16 protein-coding genes are annotated in these 21,576 nt (G+C 54.6%); 13 read left to right on the top strand and 3 right to left on the bottom strand.

What is annotated here, in order from left to right; genetic code table 11:
• The first annotated feature begins 2 nt into the window (after positions 1–2).
• The 9 genes from GJA01_RS10360 to GJA01_RS10320 all read left to right on the top strand — a co-directional run bounded on the left by GJA01_RS10360 (position 3) and on the right by GJA01_RS10320 (position 9,960).
• Entirely contained in the window at positions 3–254 is a 252-nt protein-coding gene (locus tag GJA01_RS10360; protein ID WP_010503092.1) for an envelope stress response membrane protein PspB, read from the top strand.
• Positions 251–1,495: a hypothetical protein gene (locus tag GJA01_RS10355; protein ID WP_062503786.1), complete on the top strand. Its 1,245-nt coding sequence runs from the start codon at positions 251–253 to the stop codon at positions 1,493–1,495. Before GJA01_RS10360 ends, GJA01_RS10355 begins: the two co-directional genes overlap by 4 nt.
• A gap of 3 nt (positions 1,496–1,498) precedes the next feature.
• On the top strand, positions 1,499–2,887 hold the full coding sequence (locus GJA01_RS10350) for a GIN domain-containing protein (protein WP_062503788.1): 1,389 nt from the start codon (positions 1,499–1,501) through the stop codon (positions 2,885–2,887).
• A gap of 48 nt (positions 2,888–2,935) precedes the next feature.
• Positions 2,936–3,721, top strand: coding sequence for an MlaE family ABC transporter permease (locus tag GJA01_RS10345; protein ID WP_010503089.1), 786 nt, complete (start codon positions 2,936–2,938; stop codon positions 3,719–3,721).
• Entirely contained in the window at positions 3,718–4,506 is a 789-nt protein-coding gene (locus GJA01_RS10340; RefSeq protein WP_023944225.1) for an ABC transporter ATP-binding protein, read from the top strand. The genes GJA01_RS10345 and GJA01_RS10340 overlap by 4 nt, the downstream gene beginning before the upstream one ends.
• A complete protein-coding gene (locus GJA01_RS10335) occupies positions 4,503–4,706 on the top strand; it encodes a hypothetical protein (protein ID WP_010503087.1) in 204 nt (67 codons plus the stop codon). The genes GJA01_RS10340 and GJA01_RS10335 overlap by 4 nt, the downstream gene beginning before the upstream one ends.
• Positions 4,707–4,784: 78 nt before the next feature.
• Entirely contained in the window at positions 4,785–6,194 is a 1,410-nt protein-coding gene (gene radA / locus GJA01_RS10330) for a DNA repair protein RadA (protein ID WP_062503790.1), read from the top strand.
• A 152-nt stretch (positions 6,195–6,346) separates the two neighbouring features.
• Positions 6,347–7,984: a Hint domain-containing protein gene (locus tag GJA01_RS10325; RefSeq protein WP_082785259.1), complete on the top strand. Its 1,638-nt coding sequence runs from the start codon at positions 6,347–6,349 to the stop codon at positions 7,982–7,984.
• Positions 7,985–8,007: 23 nt separating this feature from the next.
• Positions 8,008–9,960, top strand: coding sequence for a glycosyltransferase family 4 protein (locus GJA01_RS10320; RefSeq protein WP_062503792.1), 1,953 nt, complete (start codon positions 8,008–8,010; stop codon positions 9,958–9,960).
• A 7-nt stretch (positions 9,961–9,967) separates the two neighbouring features.
• On the opposite strand, the gene GJA01_RS10315 is transcribed toward GJA01_RS10320, so the two are convergent.
• Both GJA01_RS10315 and GJA01_RS10310 read right to left on the bottom strand, forming a co-directional pair.
• Positions 9,968–11,662 carry an alginate export family protein gene (locus GJA01_RS10315; protein ID WP_062503837.1) on the bottom strand — a complete coding sequence of 565 codons (1,695 nt, stop codon included), beginning with the start codon at positions 11,660–11,662 and terminating at the stop codon, positions 9,968–9,970.
• Positions 11,663–11,766: 104 nt separating this feature from the next.
• Positions 11,767–12,363 (bottom strand): IMPACT family protein, encoded by a 597-nt coding sequence (locus tag GJA01_RS10310; protein WP_062503794.1) that lies wholly within the window; start codon positions 12,361–12,363, stop codon positions 11,767–11,769.
• A gap of 71 nt (positions 12,364–12,434) precedes the next feature.
• Here GJA01_RS10310 and GJA01_RS10305 point away from each other — a divergent pair, with 71 nt between their 5' ends.
• From GJA01_RS10305 to GJA01_RS10290, 4 genes are all read left to right on the top strand, one after another.
• The gene (locus tag GJA01_RS10305; RefSeq protein WP_062503796.1) at positions 12,435–15,023 is read left to right on the top strand and encodes an MMPL family transporter; all 2,589 of its coding nucleotides are present in this window, start codon (positions 12,435–12,437) and stop codon (positions 15,021–15,023) included.
• A gap of 90 nt (positions 15,024–15,113) precedes the next feature.
• Positions 15,114–15,662, top strand: coding sequence for a VOC family protein (locus GJA01_RS10300; RefSeq protein ID WP_062503798.1), 549 nt, complete (start codon positions 15,114–15,116; stop codon positions 15,660–15,662).
• A gap of 3 nt (positions 15,663–15,665) precedes the next feature.
• Entirely contained in the window at positions 15,666–16,184 is a 519-nt protein-coding gene (locus tag GJA01_RS10295) for a cupin domain-containing protein (RefSeq protein WP_062503800.1), read from the top strand.
• Between the two features lie 976 nt (positions 16,185–17,160).
• The gene (locus tag GJA01_RS10290) at positions 17,161–20,256 is read left to right on the top strand and encodes a TonB-dependent receptor plug domain-containing protein (RefSeq protein ID WP_253783276.1); all 3,096 of its coding nucleotides are present in this window, start codon (positions 17,161–17,163) and stop codon (positions 20,254–20,256) included.
• A gap of 72 nt (positions 20,257–20,328) precedes the next feature.
• Here the strand turns inward: GJA01_RS10290 and GJA01_RS10285 are convergent, their stop codons facing one another.
• Entirely contained in the window at positions 20,329–21,564 is a 1,236-nt protein-coding gene (locus GJA01_RS10285) for an NAD(P)/FAD-dependent oxidoreductase (protein WP_062503803.1), read from the bottom strand.
• Positions 21,565–21,576: the final 12 nt, after the last annotated feature.

Raw genomic sequence — 21,576 nt, 5'->3', positions numbered from 1 at the left:
TTATGAATGTGGACTTTGTTGGCCTTGTTGCTGTCGTCCTGACCCTGGGGTTCATCCCGGCGCTTATCCTCGGGCCACGCCTGCTGCGCGCACGCGCAAGTGGACCTGTGAATCAGGGGAGACCAGACCCACATCTTCAGGCTGCCCTGACACAGGCCGAAGCCCATGCTACGCGTCTGGAAGAAAGGATCGACCAGCTCGAACGCATCCTCGACGAGGATATCCCGGGCTGGCGCGCTAGGAGTTCACGATGACGTCCCGCACCGCCCTGAGCATGCTGCTGCTGGCCACGCTGGCAGGGACAGTTTCTGTCCCTTCGGCCGAGGCCGCGCGCGTTTCCATGTCCGGCGAAGACCTGGATCTGGCGATTCCATGCACAGGTCAGGTACGGATCGTCGTGGACTCCACAATGAAAGATGGCGCGACTCTCGACAGCAGCAGCGCCACACAGGTCACCATGCGAACAGGCAAGGAAGAAGCGGACAGCCGCATTTCCATCGCCACCAAAGCCTGTGCGCCCAATGGCAAGCTGACCATCAGCGTCTCGCCCTATACTGGCGTTTCCATCCATGACAGCCATGACACAAGCTTCGTCATCAAGGGCAAGCTCGCCTCACTGGATGCCAGTCTCGATTCCAACGCCATGGACGTTGAGAATACCCAGTCTCTGGACCTGAGCATGCATGGCTCTTCCAACGTCCATATCGGCTCTCTTGAAAGAGCCGCGCAAATCGTTGCGTCAGGCACCTCGACGTTCACAGCCGACTCTGCCCAGCTGACGGCGCTCTCGGCACAGTTGACCAATCAGGCCTCGTTCACGATTTCCCAAGGCGACATCGAGGCCCTGACAATCGTCACTGCGGATAGTGCATCCGCCACCGTTCTGGGCAATGCCTCCGTTGCCACGGTCACGGCCAATGGCACAGGGACCGTTAATATTGAGCGTGTCTCAGGCCCGATCGTCCGGTCCGGTAGCGGATCTGTTCGTGTCGGCGCACAAAACGGCGTTGTCTATCGTTCGACTGACGCCACGCCTGCGCCTACACCCGCGCCAGCCTCCCTTGCACCTGAGGTATCGGCACCACCACCAACAGCCATACCCGAACCCATTCCAGCGACACCTGTTGCGCCGCCACCGCCCGCTTCAGCACCTCAGACCAGTACACCGCAGCCCAGCGCTCCCCCTGCAATTCAGGAAAATCCTGCATCACCAAATGGATTTGCCTCAGCCCCGCCTCAGCTTGGGCCGCAAGCCACTCTGCCCTCACAAACTGTTGCCCCCCCGAGTCAGACTCCCGCTCCTGAAGAAGCAGCCCCGGCAACCACGCCGCCCGTCACGAGGCAGCAGGAGCCGTCTGCCCCCCAATCAGCTGCACCTTCTACACCCGCAGCTTCTGGTGCGCCCGAAACACCACGTGTCGATCCGGCTCCATCAGTCCCGACTCCAGCCCATTCGAAATCCGCCTCGGATGAGGCAAGCAAGCAAGGAGGCTGACAAATGGCCGGAACCCCTTTCCTGCTCCGCCTCAGCCAGGGGGGCGCGGCTTTTGCCCTGACAATAACCTTCACGGCTTCCGCTCTGGCACAGACCCTTCCCGAGCCACCTGCGCCTCCCAGCCCGCCAGCACCACCCGCCAACAGTGCGCCGTCATCCGGCCCCTCTCTGGATCTCGCACCCAGTTGCCTCACGGACCTTCATATCCGCACGGGCCTTACACCTTCCGTCCTGAGCGGAAACGCTGTTCTGACCAGCACAGGTCATGACACTCTGGAACTCAGTCTCAAAGATCAGTCCTGCAATACGGAGGGAAGTGCAGACATTCAGGTTCCAGAGGGAACAAGTCTGAGCTTTCGGGGCAATGAAACGCAGATCACAGCCACAGGTCTTCTGGGAAACATCCGGGGCTTCACAGCAAATGGTGACGTTGAGATCGAACAGGCGCGCGACGTCTCACTCCGGATGACCGGATCGGGAAATGTCTCGATCAACACCCTCGTCGGCACTGTAAAAATCCAGAATTTCTCTAATGGCGACCTTTCGATCGGATCGCTAAGCTCTCCCAAGACCGACCTCTCAGCCACATCCAGCGGCGACTTGCTCATAAAAAGCGGCTGGGTTGACGCTCTCTCGATCCGCGATATGGGTTCGTCAGATATCACGGCTCATGTCCATGCAAAGACTGCGCATGTAGCCCTTTACGGAAGCGGGAACGTTACGGTCGATCATGTCTCGGAAACCCTGTCCCAAACACATTACGGTAGCGGCAGCCTGAATATTCAGACAGATGCCGGCGCACGCATCGAAACGCCGAACAGGATAGATGGAAACGCTATTGCCAGAGATGTTCTGGCCAGTGTCGGAAGCAGACTGGAAAATACGGATCTCAGCCACTCCCCGATCATTCTGAACACTCACTCGTCCCACCATCACAGCCTTCTGCGGCTGATCCTCACACTGGTCATTATCGGGCTGATCCTGCGCCATGCGCGGCGCTATCGCGAACGCACCGGCCAGTCGTTTTTCGCAACTCTCTGGACCAATGCTGCCGAAGGTTACGCCTCGTTCGTTCGCAACTGGGAAGCACGGATGCGGGAACGGCGCGGCGAAGAAGCCCATACACCCGTCGAGGCGCCCCATGTTCATTATACCCGCCGAGCCGTAGATCTCTATCAAGAGATCATTCACACCGCTCGTGAACAGAAGCAGCGTCATGCCAGCCAGGCAGGTCCTGCTACTCCAGATACTGTAACCCTCAGCCCGGCGCTGATCCGCCTGAACGACCGGCTCGCGCGCCTCGAACCAAGGCTCGCGCGAATGGAACAGTTCGTCACGTCTCCGGATTTTGCTCTGGAACGGCAGTTCCGGGACCTGGAGCGGTCGGCTTGAACAAGACAGACTTTGACGTAGGCGGTTGGTCAGGGTAGGGGCAGAAGGGTGAATGCCGTTCTTGATCCCATAGCGGCCCTTGGCCGTGCCGTCCTCGGACTCGTCCGCCAGTCGGGCGCTCTTGCCATGTTTGCGCTGGAGGCGTTGTCGCATCTGGTGCGACCGCCGTTCTACTGGCGCATCTTCCTATCCACGCTGATCGAAACGGGATTTTTCTCCCTGCCGGTCGTTGCGCTGACGGCCCTGTTCTCGGGAGCGGTCATCGCCCTACAGTCCTATGTTGGCTTCGGGCAGTACCATGTGCAGAGCGCGATTGCCGGAATTGTAGTGCTGGCTGTCACCCGTGAGCTTGGTCCCGTTCTGGCAGGCCTGATGGTCGCCGGGCGTGTTGGCGCGGCCATGTCTGCCCAGATCGGCACTATGCGCGTCACAGACCAGATCGACGCACTCACGACGCTTTCGACAAACCCCATGAAATATCTGGTGACACCCCGTCTGCTCGCCGGAACGATAGCACTGCCCTGCCTCGTCATCGTGGCGGACGTTTTGGGTGTCCTGGGCGGTTTCACCGTCTCGGTGGCAAAGCTCGGATTCTCGCCTTCTACCTACATCACAGCCACGTTGGACTCGCTAAAAACCATCGACGTTGTCGTGGGACTGGTCAAAGCCGCCGTCTTCGGTTTCCTGATCGCCCTGCTGGGCTGCTATCATGGCTATAACAGCCGTGGAGGCGCAGAAGGCGTCGGCTCTGCAACGACCGCTGCGGTGGTAGGAGCCTCCATCCTGCTTCTACTCTTCGATTATCTCCTGACAGATCTGTTTTTCTCCCAATGAGCACACCAAAAATCCGCATCCGCGGCCTCTCGAAGGCTTTCGGCTCCAAGGTCGTGCTTGATGGGATCGACCTCGACGTCGAAACCGGCACCTCGATGGTCATCATTGGAGGCTCAGGTTCCGGAAAATCCGTCCTTCTGCGCTGCATTCTTGGCCTGATCCAACCGGATGCCGGCACGATCGAGATCGATGGCGAAAACATCCTCACTGCGTCTCGCAGCCGACAGGAAGCCATTCGCCGACAGATCGGCATGCTGTTCCAGAATGCCGCCCTCTTCGACAGCATGAGCGTGGCCGACAACATCGCCTTTGGTTTGCGCGCCAAGCATTCCGATCGTGATGGCCCAGTCCCGTCCCGCGCCAAGGCACGTGAACTGGCAGGAGGCATCCTTCAGCAGGTGGGTCTCGACCCGTCTGTCGGCCAACTCAGCCCGTCCGAACTTTCCGGGGGCATGCAAAAGCGTGTTGGGCTGGCGCGCGCCATCGCCGGCCAGCCGAATATTCTGTTCTTTGACGAACCAACGACCGGTCTTGATCCCATTATGGGGGCCGTCATTGATGGCCTGATCGTGGATTGCGTGCAGAAGCTCGGCTCGACAGCCATTGCCATTACGCATGACATGGCCTCCGCCCAGCGCATCGGAAACAAGGCGGCCATGCTCTATCACGGCAAGCTGGTCTGGCAGGGACTGGCAGCGGACCTGATGCACTCTGGCAATGCCATGGTGGATCAGTTCACCCACGGCCGCCGCGAAGGGCCAATCACCATGGAACTGCGCAAGTGAACACGTTCCGCCGTCCACCGATTTCCAAAAAAGTCTGGCAGCGCCTTGGTCTGACCTATCTTATCGCGCTGCCGATGCTGTTCATCCTGTTCATGCATCCGCCCAAGACCCAGAACCTGCTCATCCAAGCGCTGATGCTGCTGCTGATCGTCACGGCAGCCCGGATCATGGCAAGACTCATCATCCGCTCGGACGATTAACGCCCCCGCTGACTGGATCATAACGGGAACACTCCCTATATCGGGAAGGCATCCCGCCCCCATCCAGCGAGACATCCCTTGGCCAAGAAACCTACAGCACGTTTTGTCTGCCAGTCCTGCGGAGCTGTTTACTCCAAGTGGGCCGGGAAGTGCGAAGCCTGCGGGGAATGGAACACGCTGGTTGAAGAGGCCACTGAACCAACCGCGCGCAAAACCGGAAAACTGAGTTCCGGCCGACTTCAGACAGTCAGGCTCGACGGGGAGGCCAAGCCTCCGCCGCGCATTACGACAAGCATTGCAGAGCTGGATCGTGTTCTTGGTGGTGGCCTTGTGCCAGCGTCCGTCGTTCTGGTCGGTGGTGATCCGGGGATCGGCAAATCCACCTTGATGCTCCAGACAACCTGCGCCCTAGCCCGAAGCGGCCACAAGGTTCTGTATGTCTCGGGCGAAGAATCCGTGGATCAGATCCGCATTCGCGCGCAAAGACTGGAGCTGGCCAAAGATAGTAAAACGTTGGACTCACTGGATCTCGCAGCCTCCATCAATGTTGGGGATATTGTAGGGTCACTGGAAAACGATCGCTCTCACACGGTCGTCGTCATCGATTCCATCCAGACCATGTGGCTTGAGAGCGTGGAGAGTTCACCCGGCTCTGTCGCGCAAGTTCGCGCGAGCGCCTTTGAACTGATCCGGCTTGCAAAGACACTTGGTTTTGCTCTGATCCTGATCGGACATGTCACGAAGGAAGGGTCTCTCGCTGGCCCGCGCGTTCTGGAACACATGGTTGATGCGGTCATGTATTTCGAAGGCGACCGTGGGCATCAGTTCCGTATCCTGCGTGCCGCCAAGAACCGTTTTGGCGCAACGGACGAAATCGGCGTCTTCGCCATGACGGACACCGGCCTGACGCAGGTTCCCAATCCTTCTGCCCTGTTTCTTGCAGAGCGACGGGGCAATATCGCTGGCTCTGCCGTTTTTGCCGGACTGGAAGGGACACGGCCGGTTCTTCTGGAAGTTCAGGCGCTGCTGTCTCCCAAAGCCGGTGATGGCGCTCCTCGCCGTGCCGTCGTGGGATGGGACACACCCCGGCTCAATATGCTTCTGGCCGTTCTGGATGCACGATGCGGCCTGAAGTTAGCCAACATGGATGTTCACCTGAATGTTGCAGGTGGCCTGCGCGTCAATGAACCCGCAGCGGATATGGCTGTTGCCGCTGCGCTGATTTCCGCCGCAACTGGGCAACCGACCTCATCGACAGCAGCTTATTTTGGTGAGGTCGGACTCTCTGGCGAGATCCGACAGGTCAGCCAGGCTGATTTGAGACTGAAAGAAGTAGCCAAACTTGGTTTTGGCGAAGCGATTCTTCCAAGGCGAGTATCGACCGCCTCCGCACGCGTGAAACCGCCTACAGGCCTTCGACTACATGAAATCGGTCACCTGACTGACCTTGTAGAAATGCTGACAGAAGACAAGAAAAGTTCCCAATAAACAAACGTAAAATTTTCTAAATTTAACGAATTATTACCGAACTAAACAAAGATAATTATGATTTAACAATCCGGAAGACACTTATCTTCTGGCATGCAGCAATTCCGAAGCTGACCTGTCGACTGTTCCTTCTCACACAACAAGGAATTCTCATGTCGATATCTTCTAATGATTCCACTACTATTAATAGCCTTACGGTCTTCGCGGGCGGCACTCTCCAAAGCTCGGGAAGCGATACCAACCCAACTGAAATTCCTGCTGGGACGACACTCTCTGGCATCACCGCCTCTGGTATTACTCAGTATGTAGGCGGAACTGCCATAAATACACTCGTTACTGGAGAACACCAGTTAGCTTTCGGTAACGACGATTGGTATAAAATTTCTGGAACACAAATTATACAATCTGGTGGCGAGGCGTTTAATACAGATCTTAAATCAGAATTTTATACTTACTACGGATTTATAAATCCGAATGAGGCTCTTTCTTTTCAAATAGTGAAAAATGGTGGAAAAGTATTTAATACCACACTAACAGGTGATGCAACAACATTTACACCTGGGACAGGCGCACAATATTTTCTGGAAACTGTCTCAGCACTTCAAACTGTTGAGAGTGGAGGTTTGGCAAGCGGTACTCATGTTCAGAGTGGCGGGGTATCTATTATTAAAGATGGAGGAATAGCAAAAGATACAACCCTCAGCGGAACAACAGAAGACTTCGACCTGAAAAGTTCTTTTTACGAAAATTTAACTGCAACACCGGTTCATATTCAGGGCGCACAATTTGTCACGGGCACGACACTCGACGTGACTATTCTTTCGGACGGCCTTCTAGACGTTACAGGAGTGGCCAGTCATGTTGTCATTTCAAGTGGTGGTCTGCTTTTGGCAGAAACGGGCAGCACACTTTCAGAGATCTCCGTCAGTAGCGGAGGCGTCATTGAACTCTCTACTGGCACCACAATAACAGATCCAATTTCCGTCCAAAGTGGTGCAGCCTTTATTTTTGCTGGGATCGATAACTCTAACAACACCATAAGCGCCGCTATTGTTTCGAAAAGCAGTGAAACCTCAGGCACAGCGATTCTGGATGTCCTGTCTGCTGGATCCGTTCTCCGAGAAGTCCAAATTCAGGGAGATTTCACCTCTCCTCTGTACTTTACCCGCGCAGCCTCAGGAAATGCATTCGAAATGGGGTTTGGCACTCCCTGCTACTGTCCGGGAACGCTGATCGCAACCGAAGAGGGAGAAATCCCTGTTGAAAACCTCCAGGTCGGAACACGGGTCCAGACAGCATCAGGAGAGATTCGCCCGATCCGATGGATTGGACGACGTGCTTATGATCCAATCTTCGCCTACGGAAACAGAGATGTCCTGCCAATCCTGCTCCGAAAGGGCTCTCTAGGAAACACTCTTCCGCGTCGGGATCTGACTGTTTCCCCCCTGCATGCCATGTTCGTAGACGGCTACCTCATTCCAGCGCTGCATCTGGTCAATGGGCTATCCATCATCCAGATCGAAAAACCCGATCAGATCAGCTACATTCATATTGAATTGGAGACCCACGACATTCTGCTGGCCGAAGGCGCGCCTTCGGAAAGTTTTATAGATGACGGTTCACGTGGAATGTTTCACAACGCTCACGAATACAGCGAACTCTACCCGGATGCCCCCGTTGTGCCTGCACAGTATTGCGCGCCACGCCTGGAAGATGGGGAAGAGTTGGCCCGCATTCATCAACGCCTGAAGGACTACGCCCAGCAGGCTCTCTCTGAGAAAGCCGCCTGAAAAACAAAGGATAAGCTGGAACTGTGCCGAAACCTCTGGTCGGTTACATTGATGTCTGCGACCGGGAACGCGTCGCGGGATGGGTTGTCGATCTGGAAGCAACAGACCACCCGGTGCGTCTTCATATCCTGATGGACGGGCGGCTTGTTGATGACATCGACGCAGATACGTTCCGTGCCGATCTGACTGGCCTCCCAAGAGAGGGCAAGTGCGCTTTCGAATGTGTATGGCCGGAGCCACTGCCCCATGAAGGATGCCTGATAGAAATTCTGGAGTCCCTTCTTGACCGGCCAGTCAACGGATCGCCGTTTTATATTGAACCACTCCCCAGTGTTCTTTCGGGATCCGTAGACAAAGCCGATCGGTTGCACATCGCGGGCTGGGTGCGTGATGAACTCAACACGGAACGTACAGTCTGGCTGACAGCCCTCATTGATGGAAACCCCATCGCCCGTTTCCCAGCCAATCAGTTTCGGCGGGATCTACGAGAAACCGGCCTGGGATCAGGACGCTACGGCTTTGACTATGTTTTCAGTGCTCCACTGGACCCACTCAAGGACCACGATATTCAACTGTTCCATGGTCAGGAACGGTTTGGCGATCCGATCCATATTCCCCGATCCCAAGCTCTGGATGACTCCTTCAAACGTCATTTCTCCGCACTGATGCAGAGCCTCACAACGGATCAGGCCCGCAGTGACGCCTTGTCTTTTCTGACATCTACGGCTGATACACTCCGCAGTGAAAGCGGGGCTGATATTGTCAGCCTCAAACAGAGAGGCCTCAAACAGCGGGCTACACGTCGTCAGGAAACGGCCAGACCTGTCGCACCCTGTGCTCTTTTCGTTGATGACCGCGTCCCTGATCCGACATTTGATGCAGGGTCTGTCGCGTTGCTGTCTCATATCCGGGCAGCGCAGGCTCTGGGCTATGACTGTAGCTTCATAGCCTCTCGGCAGCCGCCCTCAGAACAGGATCAGACCCGGCTGGCAGCATTGGGGATTACCTGCCTCATGCCGCCTGTCTTCACTGGACCGGAAGAAGCTCTCAAGCACCTCGGGACAGGACTGGATATCGTTTATCTGCATCGGCTGAACAACGCCGAGAGCTACGCAGCCCTGACACGCGCCTTTGCCCCAACAGCCACGCTAATCTGGAGCATCGCAGATCTGGCCTCACTGCGTCTGCGCCGACAGGCCAATGTTGAGCATCGACCGGAACTTGACCGTGCCGCCACGCATATCGAAGTGCGCGAAAACATGTGTGCCTGGATTTCGGATCATGTTCTGGCGCATTCACCCGTCGAAGCCGAGTTGCTGGAGCGGGTCGTGCCCACCGCAGATGTACATGTCGTGCCTTGGATCGTCCCTGTCAGACCTCGGCCTCGTCAGAAAACACTAAAACCGATTATCGCATTCGTCGCGCATTTTGGTCATGCCCCCAATACGGATGCAGCCAAATGGCTGGTGCTGGACATTCTCCCTAGGCTGAAAAAGCACGTCCCGGACCTTGTCTGCCGTCTGATTGGCAGCGCCATGCCCCATGCCGTCCATATGCTGGCGGAGGAGGGCGTAGAAATCGTCGGGCATGTTTCGTGTCTTGAGCAGGCTTTGAAAGATGTCTCTCTTTGTGTCGCCCCTCTCCGCTACGGCGCAGGCATCAAGGGTAAGGTTCTGGAAGCATGGTCTGCGGGCCTGCCAATCGTTATGACACCCATCGCAGCCGAGGGATTGGTTGACAGCAATGATCCTGTATGGCGGAAAGCAATTGCTGAGACAGCCGAGGACTTCGCCCAAAAAACTGTAGAATTCCTGAAACCCGCGGCAGCAAGAGCACAGGTTACAGCGGCCCGGAAGTTGCTACGCGAACGCTTTTCGGATGCTGCCATTCAGACCTTGCTGGAAGATATTTTTCCTCCTGTTATGGAGGACGTGAGTCCTCTTCCAGAAGATACGTCCAAAACGGTTCTGAACTGATTTTCTTTTAAAACCTGAACGTCACATTGGACTGCGCGTAACTGCCACTCTGTGCGCCCGCTCCCCGCAGACTTTTCGACGCCATGAACCGCGCACCATAAACCTGCCACGTCAGGTGATGGTTGAGCTGTAATATCAGAGAAGCCTGCGGCACAACGCCCACATACCCTCCCCGATAAGACCGGGCGAATGTGTAGGGACCAGACGAACTCCAGATGGCTCCATTTGCATTTTGCCGCCACATGAAAGGCGCTTTCAACCGTAGAGACGCGAAGCCTTTCCATGGCGTGATGCTCACAACAGGCGAAAGGCTCACCAGATTGGATGGCGAAACATAGGTTGTCGTGTCCAGATAGTTCGTCTGTGGATTAAACGGTGCCATATACGTATGAATTGTGCCGTTCTGACCGTCTGCCCCACCGGAATACACATCCGCCTGCATCCCCAGAAAAGGGTGCAACGGTGATGGCGTATGGCGGTATCCCACAATCGTATTCACGGCCCAGGCCCGCACACTGCTTTTCCGTTCAGTGCCTGCGTACTGAAATGTACCGCTCTGATAAAGCGCGCCTACCGAATATTCGACTGAAGCCGATGTACCGTACCAGCGAAACCCCAGATTACCTCGGGACGATGTTCCCTTGAGAACACGAGAAGCCGTCGGCACGGCAGATAGTCCGCTGCTATAGCGATAGCGGATATAGAACAGATCCAGGAAGGAGTGCACCTTTTCCCCGCCAACCGAAAAGGACGGAACAATTATCGTGGTATTGCCACCATAAAGTCGCGTTCCGTAATCTTCCGTATTGTGGAACATCAGACGGCTATCAGTTTTGGTCTGGACAAAATCGTACGCGTCTACACGAATACGGGGCCAAAGCGCATAAAACCGACCTCCATTCCATGACAGCGGAACATTCGGCGTTTCACGATTATAAAGCATGTAAGACGGAGCATCGAGAAATTGCTGGCGCCCGAACATAAATCCGCTTTGTGCCCCAGCGACTTTACCTTTTAGTTCGATAAAGCCCTGTTGCAGATCTAATCTCTTCCGATAGGTCGAGCCATACCCATATCCTCGCCAGCCGCCAGCATCCGCGTTGATAAGTTGTCCGAAAAGTCGCACATGCTGACCTAAATGAAGATCGGCCCCCAAAAGATTACGGACACCAAAACGTCCTGACTTCGCCTTGCCGCTTCGCCCTAGAAATGGGTCCTCCTCATACCAGTTTCTCAGACGCGACTCTCCAGACAGAGTTAGCCAAATGGTGCGGCTGTTATTCAGCGCGATGAATTTCAGGGGATCGAAAAAATCTGTGCGTTTGCTCTTGTCCCGCAGGTAACTCCAGTCCTCTGCCCAAGCCGCCGCACCGTAGCGACCAACCGGGCCAAAGCCTGCTGCTTCACCGTTTCCGTAGTTGAAATCGCCCCAAGGACCCTGATGACCGTTTGGGGCACGATTCTGCTTTGCCGTGATCCGGCGAGGCTGCCCCACGACACCAGCATGAGGATAATCCTGAATGATTGGCCGTTCGGTTGATGGAACCTTGATCCATTCCTCATCGGCAGGCGGCTGCTCCAATGGGTTGGGTTTCAGAATAGCCGTCTGAGCGTGTGCCTGACTCCCAAGCCCTGCGACCAAAACGAACAGGCTGACAGAAAGACGCCTTTCCTGACGGTAACGAGGAACAGAAAAGACCATTGAGACCCACGGATCGGCGAAAATGAACCAGAACAATGAGTGAGCCTCATATTGCACATTGTGTAAAGTATGATTTTATTTATAACTTTTTTATATCGTTATTATTAGTCCAACCGACTAATGGTCATCTGCCCGCGCGTCAGGTCCCGAAGATAATCCGTCACCGTATCTGCATCCTCAACCGGAACGGCAAGCGTTAGCCAGGCGCCCTCCGCATCGAAATCGCAAAGGGTCTTTTCAGCACGCCATCCCGGCAACTTGGCTTCAACCTGAGCATAGACCGAAAAAGGACAATGAAACCGCAGAGGTAACGTTTCAATCCGCTCTATTTTCGCGGCTTCACGCAAACAGGCCGCCGCCGCGCCTCCATACGCCCGCACCAGTCCCCCCGCCCCAAGTTTCACCCCCCCGAACCAACGCGTCACAACGATCATCACGTTGTCGAAATCCTGCCCCTCAATGGCAGACAGGATCGGACGTCCTGCCGTGCCGGAAGGTTCTCCATCATCGCTCGTGCGATAACGCTGTCCGGTCCGAAAAGCCCAGCAATTGTGTGTAGCATCCGGCACCGCAACGTCGTTGAAGAACGCCAGAGCCGCTGTTTCATCAGGCACGGGAGCAGCGCGCGCAAGGAAAGTACTTCCCTTGATTACGCTTTCATGTTCAGCCATGCCATCGAGAGTCCACGTCATGGCCGTCATTGTGCCTCATGATGGCGGAAATGTCAGGTTGGGGTAGGGAAATGCTGCCCGTTCTGTTAAGGGTAGGCCCCATGTTTTCGGATCTGATCGGCCGGCTGAATGCCGCCTGTGCACGTCGTGCGCCACTGGTGGTGGTTCTGTTTGCGCTTCTCTGTGCGGGATGTGTCGCACTAAGTATCACGCGCCTCAGTGTAACAACTGACACCGGCAAGATGTTTGCCAGCAGTTTGCCCTGGAAACAGCGGACGGACGAAATGAATCGTCTCTTCCCGCAGGATGACAATCAGCTGGTTGCCATCATCGACAGCCATATTCCGGAACAAGGCAGAGCCACCGCTCGGGCACTCGCAGCCGAACTGGGTAAGGATCATGACCATTTTGAGCTGGTCAGCCTTCCGGGTGATAACCCCTTCTACAACAGCCATGGCTTTCTATTCCTGGACAAGAAAGATCTGGAGCCTCTGCTTGACTCCATCGTCTCTGCCCAACCTTTTCTTGGAACGTTGGCCGCAGATCCATCAGCCCGGGGACTATTCGGTGCTTTGGGCCTGATCGGAGACGGCATCAAGGCAGGTCAGGGTATTCCCAGCGGCTTTAATGGCGCTCTGGATGGATTTGCAGAATCCCTGACGCAAGCCGCAGCAGACCATCCGCAAGATCTTTCCTGGCAAAATCTTCTGGTTGGACGACTGGCTGAATTGGGCAGCCGGTACGAATTCGTCGTTACAAAGCCGAAGCTAGATTATAGCTCTCTTCAGCCCGGACAGGGCGCAACCACTGCCATGCGTCGGGCTATCGACAACCTCGAATTCGTGAAGTCCGGGCAGGCCTCAGGCACCATTACAGGCGAAGTCAAACTGAACGACGAGGAATTCTCGACCGTTGCGCACGGCATGGTTCTGGGACTGGTGATTTCACTGGTTCTGGTCGCACTTTGGCTGATTTTGGCTGTTCACTCGATCCGCGTCATTGTTCCGATCCTGCTCACGTTGATTTCCGGTCTTCTCCTCACAACAGGCTTTGCGGCTCTGACGGTGAAGGAACTGAACCTCATTTCTGTCGCCTTCGCGATCCTGTTCGTCGGCATCGCTGTGGATTTTGCCATTCAGTATTGCGTTCGCTTTCGTGGGCAACGTCATGATGACGGCACAATGCCCACCCTCCACGACGCGATTGTTCTTACCGGGCGTGAAAGTGGGGCCCAGATTCTCGTAGCCTCGCTGGCAACTGCGGCAGGCTTTCTCGCCTTCACACCAACAAGCTTTATCGGTGTTGCACAACTCGGTCTGATTGCCGGGTTTGGGATGCTGATCGCGTTCTTCTGCACCATGACACTCCTCCCGGCGCTCCTTTCACTTTTCCGGGCAAAGCTTGGTGCCGGGGAGCCAGGTTTCACGTTCATGGCGCCTGTCGATCATCTTCTGCGTCACAAACGCAAGAAAGTTGTCGGTGTCTTCGCGCTTCTTGGTGTCGTTGGTGTCGCGCTCATGCCACTTCTGAAGTTTGATGCAGACCCTCTGCACACAAAGAACCCCAATACTGAGGGGATGCACGCACTTCACCTTCTTGAAGATAACCCGATCACTACGCCGTACTTCGCACAACTTCTGGTTTCGAACCTTCAGGACGCTGCAAAAAATGCCGCAGCCTTTTCAAAACTGCCCAGCGTGCATGATGTCCTGTGGCTAGGAGCTCTGGTCCCTGATGACCAGACCGACAAACTGGCCATGATTGAGGATACAGCTTCTATCCTGCTGCCCACCATCACAGTTCAAACCCCAGCGCCAGAACCGGATGCCGCCGCCATTCGTGCTGCTGCCTTGGCTGCCGCCGTCAAACTGAATGACGTCAAAGCACAGCTTCCCGCGCCGCTGGAAAAGATCCGTCAGGCACTCACAACACTCTCAACTGCGCCGGATGCCACACTGATCAACGCCAGCCACGCCCTGACGCGCTTCCTGCCTGACCAGCTTTCCATGCTGCGTACTGCCTTGCAGCCTCAGGCGATCACAATCGACAACATCCCCGCAGACATTCGCAAGGATTATGCCCTCCCTGATGGTCGCCAGCGCCTGACCATTCACCCGAAGGGACAGATCTCTGAAACCCCTGTGATGCACCAGTTCGTATCCCAACTGCGTTCGGTCAATCCTGATATCAGTGGTCCGGCCATGGAGATTACAGAGAGCGCCAATACGATCGTTCATGCGTTCACTGTGGCTGCTATTTCCGCGCTCATTATGATCAGCATCATCCTGCTGGTTGTCCTGCGCCGCATTCTGGATGCAGCCCTGGTCATGGCACCCCTTCTGCTTTCCGCGCTGCTAACCGTCATTCTGATCGTCACAGTTCCTGAAACACTGAACTACGCAAACATCATTGCCCTACCGCTCCTTCTGGGCGTCGGGGTGTCGTTCAACATTTACTTCGTGATGAACTGGCGTGAAGGGATCAAAGGTCCGCTGACGTCCCCAACAGCACGTGCCGTCCTGTTCTCAGCCTTAACCACCGCAACAGCGTTCGGATCTTTGGCAACTTCAGCCCACCCGGGTACGGCCAGTATGGGTCGCTTGTTGCTAATGTCTTTAGGATGCACCCTGGTCTGCACCCTTTTCTTCGTGCCAGCCCTGTTGCCCAAGCGCTCCATCGACGAAGCCTGAATAGCAACACTCCGTTATAAACTCACAAGGGTCATGGAAACCATGACCCTCTTCCATCTGTTGAGACCTTTCTTAGCGAAGGATCTCTCCATGCACCCTGACCATTCGGGACTTCCACGAGGCATAGATCACGTGGGCGTCACCGTCCCGGACATCAACGTTGCCATCACATTTCTGGAGGCAGCTTTTGGGGCGGTTGCACTCTATCGCAACGTTACCTCCGCCTTCCCTCAACAAGGCTCACGTACAGAAGCAATTCTTGGTCTCCCGCAAGGTACGGTCGTCTGGGAAATGTGCATGATGTCCCTCGGTCACGGGCCTGGTATCGAACTGTTCGAAATGCACGGTCCAGATCAACACACAGCGCTTCGTGCCTGTGATTTCGGCCTTCAACATTTCGCGGTTTACGTCGATGACATCCATGCCGCCTGCGCCCGCTTCATAAAAGCCGGCGGTGAGCTGCTTACCGAACCGCAAGGTCAACCGTCCCTCGAGGCTGGTCCGGGAAACATGTTCTGCTACGGCCGCACTCCGTGGGGCATGATTATCGAGCTTCTTTCCACTCCAAGTCGAGAGCGCTTCGACGATATCGCGCCAACCAAACGGTATCAGCCCCCTCCACGCCATGAGGATGTATAAGCTATGCGCCGCTTTCTGCTTTCCCTCACCGTTACCTTTGCACTTGTCACCTATGCCCACGAAGCACTGGCGGCTGACCCGGAACCTCCAACAACTTATTATTGGCACAACTGGACGGACCATAACGGCATCAGCCACATGACGCGCTGTCCATTCCACAACTATATCCTGAAAACCATGTCCAAGCCTGCTGGCCCACAGTGGCAGGATCGCCTCAAAGAAGAGCAGGCACAGGTCATCTCTACCGTACAACCTGCGCATTGGGATGGAAGCTGGCACCCGGATCCAAAAGTCCAGTGGATCATTCCTCTCAAAGGAACCTGGTACGTTACGGCGATGGATGGAACACGTGTCGAGATGGGACCAGGCGATGTTTCATTAGGAGAAGACCAGATGAGCCGTAAGGATTCAAAAGGTCATATCGGTCATTTTGCAGGCAACGTTGGTGACGATGCCGTTACTCTGATGGTCATTCAAACGTCTGAGACACCGACTGTAGATAAACCTTGTCGATTCAATTGAATGGGTATTTTCTGGATTTTTTTCCGGACTTACGTCAAAATAATACTTCGACCATAATAAATATTAACAATACTAAGAAAAATTCCTCTATATTTAAGATATAGGATGAAATCCCCAACCTACGCATTATAGATATGCAACACTATGATTTCTCGTAAGCACAGCCTTTATGGCAACATTGCATCTGGAACTGAAAGCACTGACTTCAGCGCAAAACCGCGCATTAAGAAAGCTTTCGCACGAAAAATATCAGCGTAGCTCCAATTTTTTGACATGCGCCAGCGTGATAGACTAGATGACCGATCCAGCAACAAAAATTATTCGGCAGGATTTCACTTCATTCCCGGACACCGTACGCTGGTCTGGATTGCTTATTGATCCACTCCAGCGAGATCAAAATCTCCGCCTTAGAAACGACAGTCCTAAACGGGCTCTGCTTGCGTGTAATTTCTTCTGACACAAGCCGGATAACACTGGACTTTCCCTGTGCATGCAAGACGTTCAACGTGTTGGAGAGGGCATCGCACCATGAAGAAAATCGACATTCTTCTTTGTCGCTTCAACAGATGAAAACAGTTGCCCCTGCATAAAGAAAATTATTCCGATCATGTCAGTTGCGGCAAATGAAACGACACATCCCTTCTCAAAAAAATATTCCATACCTCACTACGACAAGCTGGTTCTATCCACTGTGAATTTTCTCAATCTCTTCCCTGAAAATCTATCGATAAAATTCCCACCACCATGCCATGAGAAATTTTCTATATATAAAAACATTTCATACAAGAATTGAACTACACTTTATAAAACACAGATTTATTAAAAAACATACTTTGAAACAATAGTGTCAATTATGACACATACAGAAATTCTTGATCTTGATTGGGTTTGTTTCTATTGCGGATCAGTGACGTTTTCTTTCAATTTTGTAACTGAAGATACAATTGAAACGTTACGCGCAAGGAAACCGCTTCTCATGTCAGCGTCTCCACCCAAGCAAGGCCGCACCGGGATTTTCCGGAGCGTACCAACAGGTTTTCTGAAAATTACACTTCTGGCGGGCATCTCATATTGTGCCATCCCAGTTACAGAGGCCAATGCGCAGGCTCCTGCCAAACATCATTCCACAACAAAAAAGAGTACGTCGAAAGTTGCTGCTCCTGTTCAGCAGTCGGCTTCGACAGTTCCTGCAACAAGCCCTACTCCTGCCACCGCAGCCTCGACAATTACGCGCGTACAGAAAAAAGACCTGCAGCAGGTCGAATCCGTCCGTTCCGAACACGTCACCGTGACCGGCTCCCTGCTACATGATCCAAACGTCAACAGCATGTCGCCGATCACACATATCAGCCGTGCGGATATGGCGCGGCGTGGATTTGCCAACGTAACAGACGCACTACAGGCGCTGTCTTCGAATGGTGCGGGTAGCCTGACCAACGCTTTCTCCGCGAACGGCGCTTTTGCGGGCGGTGCCTCTGCACCTTCGCTTCGTGGTCTGAGTTCAGATTCCACGCTGGTACTGATGGATGGACAGCGCCTGTCCTACTATCCATTGTCTGACGACGGCCAGCGTAACTTCGTTGATACCAACTGGATCCCGTCATCCATCATGGAATCCACGGATGTCCTGGAAGACGGCGCAGCAACCCGTTACGGTGCTGATGCGGTTGCTGGTGTCATCAACTATGTGACCCGCAAAGAAATCAAGGGGTTTGAAGGCAATGCGGAAGGTGGTTTGTCCCAGCGTGGGGACACTGGGCACCAGAAGCTTTATGCCACCTACGGTTTCGGTGATCTGCGTCAGGATGGCTATAACGTCTATATCAACTCCGAATATCAGCAGGATGACGCCCTCTATAATCGCCAGCTTGGATATCCATATAAAACCGGCGACCTGACCAAACTCGGTGGCGAGAACGGAAACACCAACGTTCTTGGGTCTGATGGCTCCATTTCGAATTTTGGTGCCACCCCCGCAACAGTCGTCCGCCCGAGTGATGGTGGTCGTGGCGGTATTGGACCATATCAACTTCTGAACCCAGCTGCAGGATGTGGTTCTTTCGGCTCTCTGGTCACCGGAAACGCGGCTGGAACACCGGCAGGATCCATCAGTCAGGCTTGCACCCAGAATGCTGTTGGTGATTATTCACAGGTCTCTCCGTCTCTCCGCCGGATCAACGCCACAATTCATACGACTGTGCAGGTTACACCGCGTTCCCAGTTGACCGCGATGTTTACCTATTCTCAGGCTCTTTCTACTTACACCGGCACACCTGTCAGTATTCGTGTACAGTCTCAGGCTCGTGCAGCGAACACCCTCAGCACGCCTCTGCCCGTGTATCTGCCTGACGGATCGCTTAACCCAAACAACCCATTCGCAGCGCAAGGTCAGGCGGCACAGGTTATTGGCATGTTCAGCGATATTCAGCGCGTGAACACCCAATTGAGCCAGAACTTCCGCGGAGCCGCCCGTTACAATGGTTCCGCTGCCTCTAACTGGGGCTCTGACTGGAATTACGATGTTAATTTCGTCGGTATGAACACAACGCTTGAACAGACTATTCTAGGCGTTCCGACAATTCGCGGGATTCAGGACGCCATCACTAATGGCACCTACAACTTCGTTGATCCATCCAAAAATACCAATGCCGTTCGCAAAGCCATTGCACCTCCAAACGTCATGAACGCCCGTACGCAGGAATATTCTGGCGAAATGTCGCTCAGCAAAGGCCTGTTCAAACTACCCGGCGGAACGGTCGATCTCGCGATCGGTGGCAACGTTCGTTACGAGTCCCTTAACGACCCCAGCGCCAACCCCTACGATCCGTCCGATCCAACAGCGCAGTACACGGGTGCAATCAATCCGTTCAATGCACAGGGCAGCCGCTGGGTTGAATCCGGCTTCTTCGAGGTGGGCCTTCCGTTCCACAAAATGCTGTCTGGCAACATTGCTGGTCGATACGATCATTATTCGGAAGGCTTCAGCCACTATACACCAAAAGCAGGCTTGATCTTCACACCCGTCAAGCAGTTCTCACTGCGCGGCACGTTCTCTCGTGGATTCCGCGTTCCGAGCTTTGCGGAAACGGGCGGTTCCAACGTCGGTTACACGACTTACCAGCCTCGTAATCAGGCTTGGATCAACCAGCATCTTAACCCCAATGGCACGCCAGACAGCTATGCCCAGTCTTACAGCATTGGAACGAACGCCAGCGGCAATCCCCGTTTGAAGCCGGAAATCGCCACCAACTTTACAGGCGGCGCTCTCATCAAACCAACCAATTGGCTAAACTTTAGCTTTGATTACTACTACATTAAGAAGTCGAATTATATTGCACCCAACCCGGTTAGCACGACATCTGTCGCTGAAGCCTATCTAGCCGGTGAAGCTCTTCCAGCTGGCGTCAGCGTCACTCCGGAAATTGTCGACGCACAGCACCCAGACGCACCGGTACGTCCAGCACTCATCAACCTTGGCTACCTGAACACCAATAAGGTCGTCACAGATGGTGTAGATTTCAAGGTTTCTGCAACATCCCGTCTGCCGGGTGTCCTGCATGATGTGCGCTGGATCAGCACTGGGAGCGCTACGTATGTTCACAGCTTTAATCTGACAACGCCAGACGGCCAGGTGCAGCATTACGCTGGAACAATTGGTCCTTTTGGTGCTGTTTCAGCATCAGGTACGCCCCGCTGGCGCGCAAACTGGTCCAACACGTTCATTTACAAAAAACTGGCGGTTACACCGACCGTCTATTACACTAGCGGTTACAAAACTGTAGCTGAAGATCAAACTGGCGCGGGAACCCGTAATACCTGCTCCAGCTTTGGATCCATCCAGCAGGCTTTCACGCCCAACCAGTGCCGCACCAAGGCATTCTGGGACGTTGATCTGACCGTCAACTACCGGTTCAACGACCGGTGGAACGTGTACGCAAACGTTTACAACCTCCTTGGCTTCAAGTCCCCGTATGACTTCGCGACATATGGTTCCTATCTGTACAATTCCGCATGGAGCCAGCAGGGCCTGATCCTTCGCTCGTTCCACTTCGGCGTGAATGTGACCCTCTGAACAGACCAGAAAGACAACAAAAAAGGCCGGGAGTTTTCTCCCGGCCTTTTTTGTTTCTACACCTATTAAAGTTCAGGGGCTTTCTTTGACATTGTGCTTGACCTTCACATCATGCCCTTTGAGCATTCCTTGCCAATACAACCGCGGAAAAACCTCGGTTTTCAGCAGCCAGGCAAAGCGGCTTGGCTTGCGCTGGTCGTATGGGAAACTGGGGGCGACCTTCCCACCATACAGGAACTCTGCGAGCACAACCTTGCCGTAAGCAACCGTCAGCGGGCAGGCGCCATAACCATCGTAAGCCCCTGTTTGCGGTCGACCATCCAGCGAAGCGAGCACGTTTGTCACAACGACTGGTGCCTGTTCACGGGCCGCGGCCGCCGTTTTGGCATTGCTCGTGCCCAGAACATCTCCAGCCCCGAACACGGTGTCGTATTTCACATGACGCAGACTTGAAGGATCGACATCCAGCCAGCCGCCCGTATTGGCCAATGGGCTTTTCTTTACAAAGTCCGGGGCGCTCTGCGGCGGGACGACGTGCAGCATGTCGAACTTGCGGACAACGGTTTCATCTGTTCCAACAATCTGGAAGGTCGCTTCCCGCTTCTCGCCATCGACCTTGATGAGATTCTCCTTCTTGTGAAGGTTGATCCCATAAAAGTCGATCTGGCGCTGAAGAGACGGGACAAAATAGCTCACCCCGAACAGGGCATCTCCCGCAATAGAGAAATCGACTTCCGTACGGTGGAGTGACCCTTCCTTACGCCAGTGATCGCTGGCAAGGTACACGATCTTCTGGGGAGCGCCTGCGCATTTGATCGGCATCGGAGGCTGAGTGAACAGAGCCTTCCCGCCGTCTAGGTGGCGAATGCACTCCCAGGTGTAAGCAGCGGTTTCACGCGAATAATTGGACGTCACACCATTACGGCCAAGCGTTTCGGGAAGACCCTCGATCTTGTCCCAGTCCAGTTGCAAACCCGGGCAGACAACAAGGCGGCGATATTCAACAACACGCCCGCTTGCCAGCGTGACAGTGTTTGCATCCGGCTCGAATGACACGGCACTATCCCGAAGCCAGGTAACGTCTTTCGGGATCAGACCGCCTTCCTGGCGTAGCGTCTCCGCGAGCGTCATGACGCCTGCACCAACGAGCGTCCAACCCGGCTGATAAGCATGGGTCGTTGAGGGTTCAATGATTGCTACCGAGAGGTTCGGTCTCTGGCGCTTCAGCTGTGCAGCAATCGTGATACCAGCGGCACCACCGCCGACGATGACAACGGAGAAGCGATCCTGTGGGGTCGGGTCTGCCATGTTCGATGCTCC

It is taken from the genome of Gluconobacter japonicus (assembly GCF_002723975.1).
Classification (GTDB): Bacteria; Pseudomonadota; Alphaproteobacteria; order Acetobacterales; family Acetobacteraceae; genus Gluconobacter; species Gluconobacter japonicus.
The sequence above is the reverse complement of the archived record's forward strand: the minus strand, read 5'-3'. Positions and strand labels throughout refer to the sequence as shown.